Origin of the sequence: Paenibacillus oryzae (assembly GCF_001675045.1) — a bacterium.
Classification (GTDB): Bacteria; Bacillota; Bacilli; order Paenibacillales; family Paenibacillaceae; genus Pristimantibacillus; species Pristimantibacillus oryzae.
On sequence record NZ_LYPA01000078.1, the window covers coordinates 14,910 to 32,193 of the forward strand.

At 50.3% G+C, this 17,284-nt stretch carries 18 protein-coding genes; 15 read left to right on the top strand and 3 right to left on the bottom strand.

Going from position 1 to position 17,284, the window contains the following annotated elements; translation table 11 throughout:
* The first annotated feature begins 41 nt into the window (after positions 1-41).
* From A7K91_RS23310 to A7K91_RS23370, 13 genes are all read left to right on the top strand, one after another.
* Positions 42-821, top strand: a complete 780-nt coding sequence (locus A7K91_RS23310) for a segregation and condensation protein A (RefSeq protein ID WP_068686895.1) — start codon at positions 42-44, stop codon at positions 819-821.
* The gene (gene scpB, locus A7K91_RS23315) at positions 790-1,398 is read left to right on the top strand and encodes an SMC-Scp complex subunit ScpB (RefSeq protein WP_068686896.1); all 609 of its coding nucleotides are present in this window, start codon (positions 790-792) and stop codon (positions 1,396-1,398) included. The genes A7K91_RS23310 and scpB overlap by 32 nt, the downstream gene beginning before the upstream one ends.
* Before the next feature lie 60 nt (positions 1,399-1,458).
* Positions 1,459-2,148 (top strand): DUF2953 domain-containing protein, encoded by a 690-nt coding sequence (locus A7K91_RS23320; RefSeq protein WP_068686897.1) that lies wholly within the window; start codon positions 1,459-1,461, stop codon positions 2,146-2,148.
* Entirely contained in the window at positions 2,121-2,585 is a 465-nt protein-coding gene (ytfJ, locus tag A7K91_RS23325; protein ID WP_068686898.1) for a GerW family sporulation protein, read from the top strand. Before A7K91_RS23320 ends, ytfJ begins: the two co-directional genes overlap by 28 nt.
* Positions 2,586-2,817: 232 nt before the next feature.
* Complete coding sequence (locus tag A7K91_RS23330) at positions 2,818-3,897, top strand: D-alanyl-D-alanine carboxypeptidase family protein (RefSeq protein ID WP_082967706.1); 1,080 nt, start codon at positions 2,818-2,820, stop codon at positions 3,895-3,897.
* 177 nt (positions 3,898-4,074) lie between these two features.
* Complete coding sequence (locus tag A7K91_RS23335; protein WP_068686899.1) at positions 4,075-4,680, top strand: nucleoside recognition domain-containing protein; 606 nt, start codon at positions 4,075-4,077, stop codon at positions 4,678-4,680.
* Positions 4,673-5,209, top strand: a complete 537-nt coding sequence (locus A7K91_RS23340) for a spore maturation protein (RefSeq protein ID WP_068686900.1) — start codon at positions 4,673-4,675, stop codon at positions 5,207-5,209. The genes A7K91_RS23335 and A7K91_RS23340 overlap by 8 nt, the downstream gene beginning before the upstream one ends.
* Positions 5,210-5,282: 73 nt before the next feature.
* Complete coding sequence (locus A7K91_RS23345) at positions 5,283-6,023, top strand: pseudouridine synthase (RefSeq protein WP_068686967.1); 741 nt, start codon at positions 5,283-5,285, stop codon at positions 6,021-6,023.
* Positions 6,024-6,136: 113 nt separating this feature from the next.
* The gene (locus A7K91_RS23350) at positions 6,137-6,667 is read left to right on the top strand and encodes a redoxin domain-containing protein (RefSeq protein ID WP_068686968.1); all 531 of its coding nucleotides are present in this window, start codon (positions 6,137-6,139) and stop codon (positions 6,665-6,667) included.
* A gap of 11 nt (positions 6,668-6,678) precedes the next feature.
* Positions 6,679-8,352: a cytochrome c biogenesis protein ResB gene (gene resB / locus A7K91_RS23355; RefSeq protein ID WP_068686901.1), complete on the top strand. Its 1,674-nt coding sequence runs from the start codon at positions 6,679-6,681 to the stop codon at positions 8,350-8,352.
* Positions 8,349-9,608 (top strand): cytochrome c biogenesis protein CcsA, encoded by a 1,260-nt coding sequence (ccsA, locus tag A7K91_RS23360; protein WP_068686902.1) that lies wholly within the window; start codon positions 8,349-8,351, stop codon positions 9,606-9,608. Before resB ends, ccsA begins: the two co-directional genes overlap by 4 nt.
* 103 nt (positions 9,609-9,711) lie before the next feature.
* Positions 9,712-10,428, top strand: coding sequence for a response regulator transcription factor (locus A7K91_RS23365; RefSeq protein WP_068686903.1), 717 nt, complete (start codon positions 9,712-9,714; stop codon positions 10,426-10,428).
* Entirely contained in the window at positions 10,429-11,925 is a 1,497-nt protein-coding gene (locus tag A7K91_RS23370) for a HAMP domain-containing sensor histidine kinase (protein WP_068686904.1), read from the top strand.
* A gap of 169 nt (positions 11,926-12,094) precedes the next feature.
* Here the strand turns inward: A7K91_RS23370 and serA are convergent, their stop codons facing one another.
* Complete coding sequence (serA, locus tag A7K91_RS23375; RefSeq protein ID WP_068686905.1) at positions 12,095-13,687, bottom strand: phosphoglycerate dehydrogenase; 1,593 nt, start codon at positions 13,685-13,687, stop codon at positions 12,095-12,097.
* A 244-nt stretch (positions 13,688-13,931) separates the two neighbouring features.
* Positions 13,932-14,855, bottom strand: a complete 924-nt coding sequence (locus tag A7K91_RS23380; protein ID WP_068686906.1) for a hypothetical protein — start codon at positions 14,853-14,855, stop codon at positions 13,932-13,934.
* A gap of 80 nt (positions 14,856-14,935) precedes the next feature.
* Between A7K91_RS23380 and A7K91_RS23385 the strand changes: the two genes are divergently transcribed.
* Together A7K91_RS23385 and A7K91_RS23390 are read left to right on the top strand one after the other, a co-directional pair.
* The gene (locus tag A7K91_RS23385; RefSeq protein ID WP_068686907.1) at positions 14,936-15,529 is read left to right on the top strand and encodes a CPBP family intramembrane glutamic endopeptidase; all 594 of its coding nucleotides are present in this window, start codon (positions 14,936-14,938) and stop codon (positions 15,527-15,529) included.
* On the top strand, positions 15,526-15,756 hold the full coding sequence (locus A7K91_RS23390; protein WP_068686908.1) for a hypothetical protein: 231 nt from the start codon (positions 15,526-15,528) through the stop codon (positions 15,754-15,756). The genes A7K91_RS23385 and A7K91_RS23390 overlap by 4 nt, the downstream gene beginning before the upstream one ends.
* An 11-nt stretch (positions 15,757-15,767) precedes the next feature.
* Here A7K91_RS23390 and A7K91_RS23395 read toward each other — a convergent pair whose 3' ends face one another.
* A complete protein-coding gene (locus A7K91_RS23395) occupies positions 15,768-16,679 on the bottom strand; it encodes a polysaccharide deacetylase family protein (protein WP_068686909.1) in 912 nt (303 codons plus the stop codon).
* Between the last annotated feature and the right edge of the window lie 605 nt (positions 16,680-17,284).

The following is a 17,284-nucleotide window of genomic DNA, read 5'->3' on the forward strand; positions in this document are numbered from 1 at the left end:
TCTCAACACCTTGATTTGCCAGACGGCGGGAGGGCATCATTTTGTCTGTGCTTTACAAGCTTGAAACGTTTGAAGGTCCGCTTGACCTGCTTCTCCATTTGATTGATAAAGCGGAAATCGATATCCATGATATATCCATCAGCGAAATTACGATTCAGTATATGGAATATCTGAATGCCATGAAGGAGCTGGAGCTGGAGGTTACCAGCGAGTTTCTGGTGATGGCGGCAACGCTGCTGGCGATCAAAAGCAAGCAGCTGCTCCCTAAACCTCCCGTGTTTGACGATGAGCCCGAGGATTGGTATGACGATGGCATGGACATGCGGGATGAACTGATTCAGCGGCTGGTGGAATATCGCAAATTCAAGGCTATTGCGGAGCAATTACGCGACAGGGAGCATGACAGAAGCCTGCTGTTTTCGCGCGAGCCCGAGGATATGACCCCGTTTCTTAAGGAAGTTCCGGTTAATCCGGTGGAAGGGCTTCATATTTCCGATCTGGTGAATGCATTCCAGAAGGCGCTGCGCAAGGCGGCAAGGCGGAATTTTGTAGCTACCGTTCATCGCGATGAAATTTCCGTCAAGGATCGTATTCAGGATATCGTGGAGCTTCTGAAGCAATACGAAACGGTTCGATTTTCCAAGCTGATCCGAGAAAATATGGACAGACATGAAATCGTCGTTACCTTTCTTGCGATATTGGAGCTTATGAAGATGAAGCATATCCGGTGCCATCAGCATGGGCTGTTTGATGATATCGTGATTCACTGGAGAGGAGAAAGCGGGCAAGATGGATTATCAGCATTTGAAGAAAATTATTGAGGGCTTGCTGTTTATGGCTGGGGATGAAGGCTTGAACAAGCGTCAGCTGGGCGATATTCTGGAGCTGAACATGGAATTTGCCGTTGAGCTGGTTCATGATCTTCAAAGGGATCTGGAGCGAGAAGGAAGAGGCGTGCAAATTTCCGAGGTGGCCGGCTCCTTCCGGATGACGACGCATCCCGAGCATGCGCCTTATTTTGAACGTATGGCTTATACGCCAACTCGCGCCCAGCTATCGCAGGCTGCGCTGGAAACGTTGTCGATTGTAGCCTATCGGCAGCCGATTACAAGAATAGACGTGGAAGAAATTCGGGGAGTCAAAAGCGACAGAGCTATTCAATCGCTTGTATCCAAGGATCTGATTGAGGAGGTAGGCAGGGCTGAAGCGATTGGACGTCCTATCCTCTACGGCACCACAAAAGCATTTTTGGACTATTTTGGACTTCCTTCTATAAAAGATTTGCCGGAGCCGAAGCAGGTTAACATGGAGGATGAGCTTGACGAGCATACGCAGCTTTTGTTCGAAAAGCTGGACGGCCGTCAAATGACGATTGATGAGGTAAAAATAGAAGAATGAGAAAACGCCGCTTGGTCATACTATATTCAACCTGTTTCTGGAAACGGAGGGAACACAGTCGTGTTTGACACTCCTTTTGGTTGGATAATGATCAGCGGTGTTTTTTTTGCGCTTTTGCTGTATATGGTAATTGTCTCGCCAATCGTAATCGATGGCCATTATCGCCGAAGCGGCAATAAGGATGATGCCGCATTTACCGTCAAGCTGCTTTATGGGTTGATCAAATACCGCATTAACGTGCCGTTTGTCCGGTTTACTGGCAAATCAATTCAACTGAAGGAAAAAATCTCGACGACAAGCGCCGGACAAAGCGATTCCCACAAGCAGCAAGAAGAGATTGATGCTGAACGCGTCGTCCGCTTAATCGACCAGTGGAAGCAGCTGCTGGAAATGACCAGGGACTTTACCGGCGTGGTGAAGCATGCGCTGGAACGAGTGGATGTGCTGCGCTGGCGTTGGACGACTTCTGTAGGTACGGGAGACGCGATGTGGACGGCTATGGCCACAGGGCTGGTATGGTCAATCAAAACAAGCGCTATCGGCTTATTGTCGCAGGTAGTTCATCTTAAATCCAGCCCGGAGATGCAGGTAAATCCGGTGTATAACCGCCCTGCTTTTACAACAGAGTGGTCGTGCATAGCGCAAATCCGCTTCGGTTATGCTATTCTTGCCGGACTGCAACTGTTCATTCGTTTGAAGAAATGGAAAGGAGGCGTCAAGCTATGGCAGAACATCCTATTCAAGGCCTAATGCAAACCGCAATGGAAAACATTAAGGAAATGGTTGACGTCAATACGATTGTTGGCGATCCGGTTCAGACGCCGGACGGCAGCGTTATTATGCCGATCTCCAAAGTAGGCTTCGGCTTTGTGGCAGGCGGCAGCGATATTCGAATGGACGGCGGCGACAAGCATGATGCGGCAAAGGACGACGCTCACAACGCTTCGGTTGCTTTGCCGTTTGGCGGCGGCAGCGGCGGCGGCGTATCCATTACGCCAATCGCTTTTTTGGTAGTGGGAGCAACTGGCGTTAAAGTTGTGCCGCTGGATAACCAGACCCATCTCATGGAGCGTGTCATCGATTCCGCCCCGCAAGTGTTTGACAAGCTTCAAAATATGATCAGACGCAACAGCAACGGCGACTTCGTCGAATCCACGACAACAACGATCGTGGACAGTCATATGTAACGAATGCATCTCTAAAAAGCCGCGGCGGCTTCATTAAGCTTGCTCCCGCAGCGAACGGCCTCCCGCGCAATAGCGACGGGAGGTTTTTTGCGTTAGCGTCGCCATAAGAAGTTTTTTCATCCAGCATTTTCGGGCACATAGCTCGTCTATTGTTAGATGTACAGGCATATACTACATTAGATGCAATTAGATGCAATCAACATGAACCAACACCGGAAGGAGCCAGCTTAGAATGACAACCGGGTTATACAGATTCAGAGCAAGGCTTATAGCCGCGCTGGCATTATTGGCGCTATTGGCAAATCTGGCGCCAGGCGGCGCCTTTGCAGCGCCTTCGATAAGCACGCAAGCCAAAGGAGCGGCACTAATGGATGTAGCCTCCGGCAGGCTGCTGTATAGCAGCAATGGCGACACGCCAATGAGAATTGCCAGCTTGACCAAAATTATGACGGCCATCGTAGCTATTGAGCATGGCAAGCTGGATGGCATGGTAAAAACGGGAAAACGCGCTGTTGGTAAGGAAGGTTCATCCATCTATCTTCAGCTTGGTGAAGAGATGAGCTTGTCCAACATGCTGTACGGCCTTATGCTTCGATCCGGCAACGATGCCGCAACAGCAATTGCGGAGCACGTAGGAGGATCGGAGGAAGGTTTTGTTCACCTCATGAATGAAAAAGCGGCCATGCTGGGATTAACCCATACACAATTCCGCAATCCTCATGGGCTGGATGAAGAGGGACATTTTTCATCCCCCAATGATCTTGCCCGCCTGGCAGCTTATGCGCTGAAAAACAAGGATTTTGCTGCAATAGTTAGCACTCGCGTCAAGGATGTTCCGAACCCGCACGAGAAATGGAGCTATCGCTGGCAAAACAAAAATAAAATGCTTGCCATGTATGAGGGCGCAGACGGCGTAAAAACGGGCTATACCAAAAAAGCGCTTCGTTGTTTAGTAAGCTCGGCCACCCGCAATGGGCAAAAGCTTGTTGCAGTGACGATCAACGACGGCGATGACTGGAGAGATCATCAGCAATTGCTGGATTGGGGATTCGGCCATTTTCCTCTACGGACACTGGCGGAAAAGGGTCAGCCCATACAGGGAATAACGCAGGTCGCAGGCCAGCCCTTCCGGTATCCGTTGGAGGAAAGCGAAGCAGCAGGAATCCAAAGCAAGCTGGAGCTCATTCCCGCCATCGGGGAAAGGTTCGAGCTGGGCGAACGTGGCAAATTGTTGTTTTATTTAAACGGAAGCCTCATTGGCAGTATTCCGGTTTATGAGCCTGACAGCCCCTTATTGACGGCGGGCGGCTAGCTGCAAGAGAGGCATAAGGATGCTTTATAAAGAAATTAATCAGTTTATGATGAAGAGGTTTTTCGTTATGGCTGTGCTCAAGCAGAGCTTGAGGTATCGGCATAGTTTAAGGATGTCAGACCATGCATTCGTTTGGGAGAAGCGAAGGCGGGTTGTTCCGGGGGAGGTTTGTGGGAGATGGTAAACTGGATATGGCTTTTTTTTATTGTGGCAAGCGTAGTTGTGGCGGCGTTTACGGGAAAAATGGATGCCGTAACCGCCGCTGCCTTTGACGGAGCCAAGTCGGGTGTAACGGTAAGCTTTGGCCTGATCAGTATAATGGTGTTTTGGCTAGGCATGATGTCTATTGCTGAACAGGCGGGTTTGCTCAAAAAGCTTGCTGCGATGCTGGGGCCGGTTGTTCGATGGTTATTTCCTGACGTTCCGAAGGACCATCCTGCTATGGGCTATATTATGAGCAACCTGAGCGCTAATCTGTTTGGCTTGGGCAATGCCGCAACCCCGATGGGCATTAAAGCGATGCAGGAGCTGCAAAAGCTGAATCCGCATAAAGAGACGGCAACCCCGGCGATGTGTACGCTGCTTGCTCTGAATACCTCCAGCATCACGCTGGTGCCGACCACGCTTATTGCCATACGCATGAACTATAATTCCGCCAATCCGGCGGAGATTATTGGCACAACGCTTGCCGCAACCTTTGTAGCAACAGCCGCCGCTATTATGGCCGACCGCTGGTACAGAAGGCGCTTGAAGGCTCCTCCGGGAGGTGGAGGGGATGTATGAGCTGTTTTCGACGTTATCGGCCTGGATGATTCCCGGTATCATTGTTTTTATTCCACTGTACGCCATGCTCAGGCGCAGGCTTCCGGTATATGAAGTATTCGTAGACGGAGCAAAAGACGGCTTTGGCACGGCAATCGGCATAATTCCCCATCTGGTGGGCATGATGGTAGCTATCAGCATGTTCCGGGCTTCTGGCGCCATGGAGCTGATGCTGTCGGCTGTCCGCCCGTTTTTTGATTGGCTGGGCATCCCCAGCGAGGTGCTTCCGCTTGGCGTGTTGAGGCCGCTTACGGGAGCGGGTTCGCTTGCATTTACAGCGGATTTGATCAGTACATACGGGCCGGACTCCATGATCGGCCGCATCGCTTCAACGATTCAGGGCAGCACGGATACAACGCTGTATGTGTTAACGGTTTATTTTGGCGCGGTGGCGGTGCGTCGGACAAGATATGCGCTTAAGGTCGGGTTGTTTTCCGATCTGGTAGGTTTTTTTGCAGCAATCGCCGTTTGTCTTTATTTGTTCGGCTGATCAGGACATGCTCTAAATCTCCACCTTGTGCTTTGTCCCTCCAATCGTTATGATGGAGAGTGAGGTGAAAGCATTGGAACGTTTACAAAAAATATTGGCTCAGGCCGGAATTGCTTCAAGACGCAAATGCGAGGAGCTTATTTTGTCCGGCGTTGTTGAGGTCAACGGCGAAAAGGTGACAACGCTTGGCGTAAAGGCCGATCCAGCCGCGGATGTCATTACCGTTAACGGCAAGCCAATCAAAGGCGAAAAAAAGCTTTATTTGATGATGAACAAAGTAAAAGGCGTTATTACAAGCGCCAGCGATCCCAAGGGTCGGAAAATCGTAACGGATTATCTGCCTGGCATCAAGGAGCGGGTTTATCCCGTTGGCCGGCTGGATTATGATACGGAAGGGCTGCTGCTGCTTACCAATGACGGCGAGTTTGCCAATTTGCTCACGCATCCCAAGCATCACGTGCCGAAAACGTACCACGCAACGGTCAAGGGCGTGCCGCACGGCTCGGCGCTGGAGAAGCTGCAAAGAGGGATACAGCTGGAGGACGGCATGACGGCTCCCGCTGAGGTGGAATATCACGACGTGGCGGCGGATGACAAGGAAGCCACTATTTCCATTACGATCTATGAGGGACGAAACCGCCAGGTCAGACGTATGTTTGAGGCGATCGGGCATAAGGTTGTGCGGCTGAAACGGATCAAGTTTGGAGATGTCGGCTTGCAGGGCCTAGGTCGCGGCAAGTACCGTCATTTGACGCCGCAGGAGGTTCAAGGACTCATTTCCGCCGCAAGCAAGACACACAATGTTCACAAATAGCAATTGGCGGCGGCAGTTTTTGCCGTCTGCTTTTCGTTATAATGAAATCTGGGACTCTGCTTTATTTGCTGGTCCAGCGCGTGCGCAACCTCATTTATAACGGTGGTGAGTTAATGGGAAAATCCCGTAGAAAAATCCAGATCGTCATTTTGATTGCGGTATTTATTATTGGCGGCTATGCAATCGGGACAACCCTGTTCGCCCAAAATGACAACGGGCAGCTTCGCCCGGGCGACAAGCCGCCCGCCTTTGCGCTTGCGGATCTGGACGGCAATGTGTTTCAGCTGTCGGATTTTGAGGGCAAACCGGTGATCGTCAATTTCTGGGGAAGCTTTTGCGAGCCTTGCGTCAGGGAAATGCCTGAATTTCAGAGGCAATATTTGAAATGGCAGGAGAAGGGGCTTACTGTTCTTGCCATTAATTTGAGCGAAGATACGCTTACTGTGCAAAATTTCGTCAAGCGCTTCCAATTGGATTACCATATTTTGCGTGATATCGGACGCAAGACGGAACGCAGCTATGGACTTCGATCGTATCCCACCACTTTTTTTATACGGTCTGACGGCAGGCTGATGGAAGCAGTGGTTGGCGGCATGAGCGAAGAGGACATCGACAAGCGCGTTGAGCGTTTGCTCGAGCTGTAGGGGGTTATTGCTTGCTGGTTCCGGAAAATACAAAATGTGAATGCGGCCATCAAAACGCAGTAGGCACCGTATTGTGCGAGTCATGCGGCAAGCCGCTGCTCGAAGAGCTTCAAAAGGCCGATACTCCCCTGGAGATGAGGTACGACGGGGTAGCACGGCGTTCGCAAAAGACCAATCCATCCATAATCGATAGAGTATGGAATTTTTTCTCCTCGGTTAAAATTGCGATCTATTTAATCATCATCACCTTTCTGACAGCGATGCTGGGTACGATTTATCCGCAGGAAAACTCTTTTATTAATAATAGCGAGCCATGGCTGTATTATGAGCAAACCCATGGGCTGCCGGGCAAAATTTATTATGCGCTTGGCTTGTCCCGAACGTATGAAAGCTGGTGGTTTATCGGCTTGCTGGTTATGATCGGCACTTCGCTTGTCATATGCAGTCTTGATCGCGTGTTGCCGCTTTACCGGGCGCTGAGCAAGCAGCAAATCCGCAAGCATCATCAATTTCTTCATCGCCAGAAGACGGTATACAGAGGCGAGGTTGAAGGCAATGCTGGTGAATGGGTGGACCAATTTGCCGCGCAGCTGAAGCGCAAGGGATATACGATACATACGGATGAGTCCGGAGCCGCTATGCTGGCGGAGAAAAACCGCTTTAGCCGATGGGGGCCTTATATCAACCACATCGGACTGATCCTGTTTTTGCTGGCCATTCTTGCGCGCAGCATACCGGGATGGCAGATGGACACCTATGTAACCGTGCCGGATGGAGATACGGTAGAAATCCAGGGAACCAATTATTATGTCAAAAGCGAAAAGTTCACTGTCGATTTTTACAACGACGAGGAATTGCCGGATTCGCTGAAGGGCAAGCCGCGTCCCAAAAATTTTGAAACCAAAGCCGTCCTGTACCAATGCGTGCAGGATTGCAGCGATCCCCTCAAAAGTCCGCAGCTGGAAGAGGTAACGAGGCATGACATTGGCGTAAATTCTCCGCTGCAATATAAAGGGCTCAAGCTGTTTCAATTTGACTTTAATCTCACGCCTAGATTAAATGCTGTACATCCTGTGCTGGTGGACAAAACAACGGGCGACGTCTACGGGCCATTCGATTTGCCGATGAAGGATTCCGCGCTTGTACATAAGCTCGGTCCCTTTACATTGGAGCTGTATGCAAATTATATGGAATTTGCCCTGGATAGCGAAGGGAAGCCAACGACACTGTCCCGCGAGCCTAACGCTCCGGCCTTTGTCTTTACAGTGAAAGGCCCCGGCCTGAAGCCGGAAGGCGAGCCCTACATGTATTTCCCGATGCAGAAGGATAAGGTCCGCTTTTCCCAAGACAGCATCAATCGTGCCTTGGCGGACAGGATTGAAATTCGCGTGGATGGTATGGAAAACGTTGATTTTTCCGAAGCGACCACCTTTCTTAATGTAAGAATGGACAAGGCTTTGTCCTTTCTATGGGTGGGCGGCATTATTTCCATGATCGGGCTTGTCATGGGCACCTATTGGCAGCATCGCAGAATCTGGCTGCGAATTGACGAAGGCAAGCTTTCGCTCGGCGCCCACAGCAACAAGAACTTTTTTGGGCTAAGAGCCGAAATTGCCGCGGCTTTAAAAAAGACAGGGATTGAGGTCGAGCCAAAGCGACTTGATAACGGGGGGAACAACGCGTGAATCTAGTGGATTTCAGCAGCGATGCGTTTATAGCGGCATTTTTCCTGTATTGCATTGCGTTTATGCTTTATGTCATTTCGATAGCGGGCAGAAAATGGAGCAACCGTGATCCGGTGGAGCATGAGCGGAAATGGAGCCGTATTGCTTTTTTCTTCTCCAGTGCCGGTCTTGCCGCGCATATCGTGTTTTTTATTACGCGCTGGATTGGAAGCGGACAAATTCCGACCAGCAATATGTATGAATTTCTTACGTTTCTGGGTATGGCCATTATGCTGGCATACACCGTTATCTTTTTTCTGTACCGCAAGCCGCTGCTTGGCATGTTTGCGCTGCCGCTTACGATTATTATCGTGGCGTATGCATCGGTGTTTCCTCAAGAAGTGCAGCCGCTTATTCCTGCACTGAAATCCATCTGGCTGAAAATTCATGTTACGTTTGCGGCGCTTGGCGAAGCCTTTTTTGCTGTAGGCTTTGCCGCAGGGCTAATGTATTTGCTGCGGGTTATCGATTTTAAGGATAAATCCAAGAGCGGGCGCCGTGCGCAGTTTTGGGTCGAGTTTTGCCTGTATTCCATTATGGTAGTGGTTGGCTTTATCGTGGCGGTGTTTGTATTCCGCGGCATGGGCTATGAAGCGCAATTTACACAGGAAAAAGTGAATATTGACGCCAAAGGCATTGCTACCACTCTTACGGAAACGGTGCATTACACCTTGCCTCCTATTGTCCAGCCCTATAATAGCACTGTGGATCATGTAGGGGCTTTTCTTAACGTAAATGAGCCGCTGTTTGAAGCTCCTTCCTGGATGAATGGAGTCAATGCGGGCCGCAAGCTCAATACGGTCCTGTGGTCGATCATTACAGGCTCGCTGCTGTACGGGCTGCTGCGGCTTCTGTTTCGGAAACCGCTTGGCGCCGTTATTCATCCCGCGTTGGAGGGCATTGACCCTGACGATTTGGATGAAATCAGCTATAGGGCGATTGCAATCGGTTTTCCGATTTTTACATTAGGCGCACTCATCTTTGCGATGATTTGGGCCGAAATCGCCTGGGGCCGCTTCTGGGGCTGGGATCCCAAAGAGGTCTGGGCATTGATTACATGGCTGTTCTATAGCGCATACCTGCATTTCAGGCTGTCGCGCGGATGGCAGGGGCTTCGTTCCTCCTGGCTTGCAGTAATCGGATTTGTCATTGTATTGTTTACATTAGTGGGCGTAAACCTGATCATTGCGGGCTTGCACTCCTACTCTGGTGTATAATAGAGGTTGTTCAAAAAGTTCGCTCCGGTACTGAAAACCGAACTTTTTGAACACGAATTAGTAGAGAATAGAGACTTTGTTTACTGAGAGGAGCTGCTCCCAATTGTCTGATTATAATAACCGTATTCTGGTAGTGGACGATGAGGAACGTATTCGGCGTCTGCTAAAAATGTATCTGGAAAAAGAAGGATATCTCATTGATGAGGCAGAGGACGGAGAGAAGGCGCTAAAGCTGGCGTCCAATACGGACTATGCCCTTATCCTGCTAGATGTGATGCTGCCTGGCATTGACGGCGTGGAGGTATGCTCCCGCTTGCGTCAGATTAAGTCCACTCCTGTTATTATGCTCACCGCCAAAGGCGAGGAGATGAACCGGGTTCAAGGCTTTGAGGTAGGCGCTGACGATTACGTCATCAAGCCGTTTAGCCCGCGTGAAGTAATCTATCGGGTAAAAGCGATCCTGCGCAGATCGTCCGCTACCGCCTTTCTTACGAATGAAGCCAAAACAAGCAGCAACATAGTTTTTCCCCATCTTCTTATTGAGCATGACGCCCACCGGGTGACGGCCGGAGGCCATGAGGTCAGCCTGACGCCAAAGGAATATGAGCTGCTGCATTATTTGGCCATTTCGCCGGACAAGGTGTTTTCGCGCGAGGATTTGTTGAAGGATGTATGGAATTACGAATTTTTCGGCGATTTGCGGACTGTGGACACGCACGTCAAGCGTTTGCGCGAAAAGCTGAACAAGGTTTCGCCCGAGGCTGCTGCCATGATTACGACCGTTTGGGGCGTCGGCTACAAGCTTGAGGTGCCCAAATAAATGAGGCTGTGGGATCGGCTGGCCAGAGTGCTGTGGTACAGCGTAGTCGGCAAGCTATGGGCAACCATTATGCTGCTGGTTGCGTTTGTTTTGCTCATATTGGGATTTTTTCTGCTGCAATATATCGACATTTGGTTTCATGAAAATACTCGTGACATAAAGCTTCTGTTTATTGTCACGGCGGTTATCGGCTTTTGCTTATCCACTTTTTTTGCTTTTTTCCTGTCACGAAACTTGCAGCGTCCGCTGATTCAGTTAAAGGATGCCGCAGATTCCATCTCGCAGGGGGACTATAGCACACGTGTGGAAATACGTTCGCGTGATGAAATTGGACAACTGGCTAAAACCTTCAACCATATGACCGAGCAAATCGATAAGCTGATTCACGACTTGAATCATGAAAAAAACCATCTGGCCAGCATTTTGCGCAGTATGGGCGATTCCGTCATTACCTTTAATGCGGAAGGGGAGGTCATATTGACCAACCCAAGCGGTCACTTGCTTATTACCCAGTGGTCGTCGCTGGAGGGAGGCTGGCTTGAGGTTCCCCGTAAAAAAGGGAATATGCCTTATGCCAAGGTGCCTATGCCGCTACAGGATCTTTTTCATACGGTTATGGCCGAGGCGCATGACGCGATGGAGAAAATTCATGTACATAGCAATGTATGGTCTGTCGTTATGGCGCCCCTTCAATCCGGCGGCGTTGTGCGGGGAGCGGTAGCCGTTATCCGTAACGTAACCGAGGAGCATAGGCTTGAGAAGCTGCGCCGCGACTTCGTAGCGAATGTATCCCATGAAATCCGAACACCGTTGTCGATGCTTCAAGGGTACAGCGAAGCGCTTCTGGATGAGATTGTAGCTTCGCCGGAAGAGAGGCAGGAGCTTGTTCAGGTCATTTATGACGAATCGCTCCGAATGGGAAGGCTTGTTAATGATTTTCTTGATGTTGCGCGTATGGAAGCCGGTCATGTCGACATGAACTACCAACGCATCGATTTGGGCAATATGATGCGCCGCGTTCATCGAAAGTTTGGCGTTTATGCCAAGGAGCGGGGCGTCAAGCTGATTGCGGATATTCCGGACTCAATGCTTGTCCTAGAACAAGCCGATGAAGACCGCTTGGAGCAAATTTTGACCAACCTGCTGGATAATGCTTTGCGCCATACCGCCTCAGGTAAAAGTATTTTAATTCGTGGCGCTGCAGTCGAAGTAAACGGGGAGCCCTATATTCAGCTGGAAATCAAGGATGAGGGCAAAGGTATTCCACCCGAGGATGCGCCATTCATTTTTGAACGCTTTTATAAAGCGGATAAAGCTAGAACCAGGGGAGCCTCCGGCGGGACGGGCCTTGGCCTGGCGATTGTTAAAAATTTGATTGATCTTCATCAGGGAACCATCGCCGTTGACAGCATCGTTAATGTGGGTACAACATTTACCATCTTGCTCCCGGTAGCAGGAGACATCGTTGGTCGAACACAGCCAACTAACAAAAAGTAACACTTTCCTTTGGGGGCAAAAGCAGACAAGCAGAATGCTTCCACGTCCTTGAAGCGACTGCCTGCCCATTAGACCGACAAAAAAAGCGTGCCTTGCGGCACGCTTTTTGTTGAATCATCGACTAAAATCTTGTTGTTCGTGAAACATTCAATCTGAAATCAGATCGACTTTAGTTCAAAATGATCTCTTTGGCTGTTTTCAGCTCAGGCAGGCTGGTCAACTGATCCAGTACATCCTTTGGAGCGCCTTTGTCTACGCGCAATACCATGATGGCGGAGCCGCCTTCCAATTGACGTCCAACCTGCATTGTTGCAATGTTGACATCATTGGAGCCAAGCAGCGTGCCGACACGGCCGATAATGCCTGGTTTGTCAGTATGCGAAATCAGAACAAGGTTGCCTTCAGGCGTAACATCAACAGGATAGTTGTCGATTTGAACGATGCGCGGGCCGTAACCGGTAAGCAGCGTTCCGCCAACAACATGCTCTTCTTTTTTGGTCCGAAGAGATACGGTTACCAGGTTTGTAAAGTCCTTGGAAGTAAGGGACTTCTTCACGACGATGTTGACATCGCGAATTTTGGCCAAATGCATGGAGTTTACGACATTGACCTGCTCCGAGCCAAGATGATGGGATAATACACCGCGAACAATATATCGGGTCAGCGGCTGAGTATCCACATCGGCAAGCTCGCCGGAATAGCTGATGGAAATTTCTTGTACGCCGCCTTCGGTGGATTGTGCAATAAAGCTGCCCAGCTTTTCGCCAAGCGTAAAGTAAGGCTGAAGCGTGTTTTGCAGGTTAGCCGGAATCGGAGGCATGTTGACCGCGTTAACAAACGGCTCGTCACGCAAAATGTGCAGCACTTGCTCCGAAACGTCGATGGCTACGTTTTCCTGCGCCTCAACCGTAGAAGCGCCAAGATGCGGTGTTACGATAATTTTAGGATGAGTGAGGAACGGATGGTCGGCAGCAGGAGGCTCAACCTCGAATACGTCAAATGCGGCGCCTGCCACAATGCCTTCATCGATTGCTTCCACCAGGGCAAGCTCGTCCACAACACCGCCGCGGGCACAGTTGACGATGCGCATGCCGGGTTTCATTACGCTGAATTGCGCTTTTCCGATCATATGGCGCGTTTCAGGGGTAAGGGGCGTATGCACGGTAATAAAGTCAGCTCCGCGAACAATTTCATCAACCGTGGAAAGCTTAACGCCCAGCTTTTCAGCGCGTTCTTCCGTCAGGAAGGGATCAAAGCCCATAATAGTCATGCCAAACGCTTTAGCCCGTTTAGCCACTTCGCTGCCGATCCGGCCCATGCCTAGAACGCCCAGCGTTTTGGCACGCAGTTCAACGCCCAGGAAGGACTTGCGGTCCCATGTGCCGTTAACTGTTTTCATATAAGCTTGCGGAATGTGGCGGGCAAGCGCCATCATCATGGCAAATGCATGCTCGCAAGTTGTAATGGTATTGCCGTCCGGTGCGTTGATTACGATAATGCCTCGTTGCGTGGCAGCGTCCAGGTCGATATTGTCTACGCCAACGCCGGCGCGGCCAACCACCTTCAGAGCTTTTCCGGCTTCCATTACTTTGGCAGTGACGCGAGTCTGGCTGCGAACCAGCAGGGCATCGTATTCACCAATAATGGCAATAAGCTCGTCTTCGCTCAGACCTGTTTTTTTGTCCACGATGACATCGGTTGCTTCCACAAGCTGCTGGATGCCCAGATCGCTTATGGGGTCGGATACTAACACTTTGTACATGTTACACAGTCCTCCTAGTTTGGCAAGTCCTTATTCCTTGCGCAGTTATGAAAAGAAAAACCCTCTCACCGCTCCGTTGTGGCGCAGCGGTTCGAGAGTTCAATCCACGAAGTCATGTCACTTTATTATTTTAATGCATGACAGCGGAAAATTGCAATCCTTAAACTTGCTCATTTGTGAAAATTTCGTTATGATTCAAGCAACATCCTGAGGCCGTCCATTTTAATGGTTTTCTGCATGTTTCTTATTGGCCTTGATCCGGCAGGAAAAAGGGCAGCAGCGGCAGCATTTCGGATTGATAATAACGCAATTTGTAGTCATTGAATTGTCCGGTTCGGACCGCATCGGTAGAGAGCAGCAAATCCACGATTGCGCCTGCTGTCTGAAGCTTCATTTTGGCAGCTTGTCCCGATTGAATGAAGTCGTCGACGCGACTCGTCAAGTCCTGCGGGTAAAAGCCTTCAAGCTCGCCGCGCTCCGCCAGGTAGTTGACCACAATGACGTTTTTAATAATAAGCGGCTGCCCGCTCCATTCCTTCAGCGCCAATGCATTTTTGACAGTGTAGGTGTCCGGTATGTCGGGGTCGATGCTTGCAGCCCATTTCTGCATAGCGGTATAATAAGCAGTCTGGGCGTTCAGCGCTTCCTTGGCAGCGGCTTTGTAGTTGCTTTCCTCCAGGATGATGTTGCGCAGCTCGGTCAGCTCCGCGTTTTTGGAGGCCGAGGCCGCTTTGGAGGCTGCATCCTTAAAAAGCTTCAAGCTGCGCGCATAACCAATCTGCGAGGTGCCAAGCAGCTCGGATTTTCCCATATCGAAGGTGCTGGCTTCGGTCGCCTTCTGATCCGCAAGCTTAGCCAGACTGGAGAAGGTAGAGGCTGCGTCCATACTTTGGCCCTGAGAAAGCTTGTTCATGGCATCAAGCCATTTGCTCTGAAATTCACGATAAGGGGAAAATACAGTATGATAGAAGGACACAAGGTCTTGCTGCTGATAAGGCAAACTTGCGACAGCGGCATTATCCTCGCTGCCGCTTTCCGATTTGTATTTGGCTTCAACCTTGTCCATGCCGATTTGCACGCCGTAGAAGAACGCACCTACTGCAAATACTAGCATACAAACAAATCCAACGCTAAACATCATTGCTGTGGTAGTCAATCGTTTTTCCATGATAATCTCCTTCGTATGTATGTAAATAGTTGTGACTTTTGAACTCGAACAAAGACAAAAATGCAGACAGGCGGGACATAATGAAAAAGTTCGATTTACGCAAAATACGGGTTCGCAAGGTCAGTGTTGACGAAATTGATGACCGTATGCTACTTATTAACTTATATGCAACACAAGGGCTTACACTTATTATCGGTATTGTGTGGTTATTATTTCAGCGTCAAAACATAATTCATTTGCTGGCCTTGCCATCCACGTTAAACGTCTTATGGTGGGGGCTAGGCCTGGCGGCTGCCGTTGTTGCCGTCGACCTGCTCATTTCCCGCTGGGTGCCGGATGAGGTTTCCGATGACGGCGGGGTCAACGACCGTATTTTCCGCATGCGGCCCGTCTGGCATATCGCCCTGATTTCGTTTATTGTGGCGATTTGCGAGGAGCTGTTGTTCCGCGGCGCCGTGCAGCACGCATTTGGACCTTATTGGACAAGCATCATTTTTGCCGCCATACATGTCCGCTATTTGAGACATTGGATACCTACCGGCCTGGTCTTTTCTATTAGCTACGGCCTGGGCTGGATTTATATTCAAAGCGGATCGATCTGGGCGCCTATCCTTGCGCATTTCGCCATCGATCTTATCATGGGACTTATTATTCGCTTCAGGAGGGAGCCATGAGCAGGAAAGAAAGACATAGCCGCTCTGCCAGAGGGGCTCGGCCGATGCCGCCGCCCTTGCAGGACGAACAGGCGGCAGGGGAGGAGCAGGCCAAGCTGCCGCCTCGCCGCAAAAAGTATCCGTCCAGCATAAACAAGCTCTACAAGTGGTATTTTAATTTACTCTTTTTATTGTTCGTTGCGCTTGTTGCTTTCCTGTTCTGGTACGGAAACAAATTTACCCAGTAGCCGTCCCGCGACTAATTTGCAGATATGGAAATGTCGGCAGGATCAATAAAGCCGTAATCCCGATCCTCCAGCTCCGTCAAAAGAGTGTCCAGGGCGTCCGCGGTCCAGGAAAGCTCATGCATCAAAATATTGGCGCCGGGATGAAGCTGGTCGAGCACATTGGAGACAACAACTTCCGGTTTATTTTTGGCGGAGCTTTCCCAGTCCAGGGAGCCATTCGACCATGTCATGTACAACATGCCATGGTTTTTTACTGTTTCGCGAACGTCATCGCTGCCTGCGCCGTATGGCGGCCTGAAAAAAAGCGGCTTGACGCCCACAAGCTCCTCTACTATGGTTTGAACATCGCCCACTTGCTTCTGGACCGTCTCAAGCTTTTCATTTTTCAAATTAATATGGTCATAGGAATGGTTGCCGATGGCTTGTCCCCGTGCATGGATCAGCTTCAGCAGCTCCGGATTTTGTTTGACTCGATATCCATTAACGAAAAAAATCGCTTTTGCTCCATGCTGATCCAGCACATCAAGCAGCTTGGTCAAAACGGTCTCATCATGAGGGCCGTCATCAAAGGTGAGCAGCACAACCTGGGATGGCACGCCTTCCTTTAAAGGCTTGAAGCGGAAAGCCTCCGTCATAGCATAAAGCGGCGTCGCGCTTTTGGCTTCTCCTGCGGGCTCTTCTGCCGGCTCTTTTTCGGGAGGCGAAGAGGCCTCCGTTAGAGCAGTGGTTTCCGCGGCCGATCCTTCATTAGCCGCTGGCGTTGCAGCGGTTTCCGCCGTTAGCTCCGGCGATGCCTCCGCAGATGCGGCGGGTAGGCGTTTGCCGGCTTCCGCTGCTTCGTTTGCACTGCCGCCGCCTGCGGAGCAGCCCGCCAGCTGAAACGCCAGAATTACCAGGCCTATTTGTCGCCAAGGTGTTTTCATACAGGCCTCCTGTCTTGGTGTACGGGATAGAAACTTTCGACATCATTGTACCACAAATGGTTTAGTGGAGGTTCAAAAAGTCCGCTTTCCATTACGGGTCATGACTAGTGTCATGGCCGGCGGCGAATATGGCTTTCAGCCGAAACCTCCGTTGCTCACTTAGCTTCCACTAAGCTCCGCTACTCAGTTTCTAGCTTCATGCCATCTTCTTGGCACTGAAAACCGGACTTTTTGAACTTGATTTGAAGCGGAGGTTCAAAAAGTCCGCTTTCCATTGCGGGTCATGACTAGCGTCATGGCCGGCGGCGAATATGGCATTCAGCCGAAACTTCCGTTGCTCACTTAGCTTCCACTAAGCTCCGCTACTCAGTTTCTAGCTTCATGCCATCTTCTTGGCACTGAAAACCGGACTTTTTGAACTTGATTTGAAGCGGAGGTTCAAAAAGTCCGCTTTCCATTGCGGGTCATGACTAGCGTCATGGCCGGCGGCGAATATGGCATTCAGCCGAAACTTCCGTTGCTCACTTAGCTTCCACTAAGCTCCGCTACTCAGTTTCTAGCTTCATGCCATCTTCTTGGCACTGAAAACCGGACTTTTTGAACTT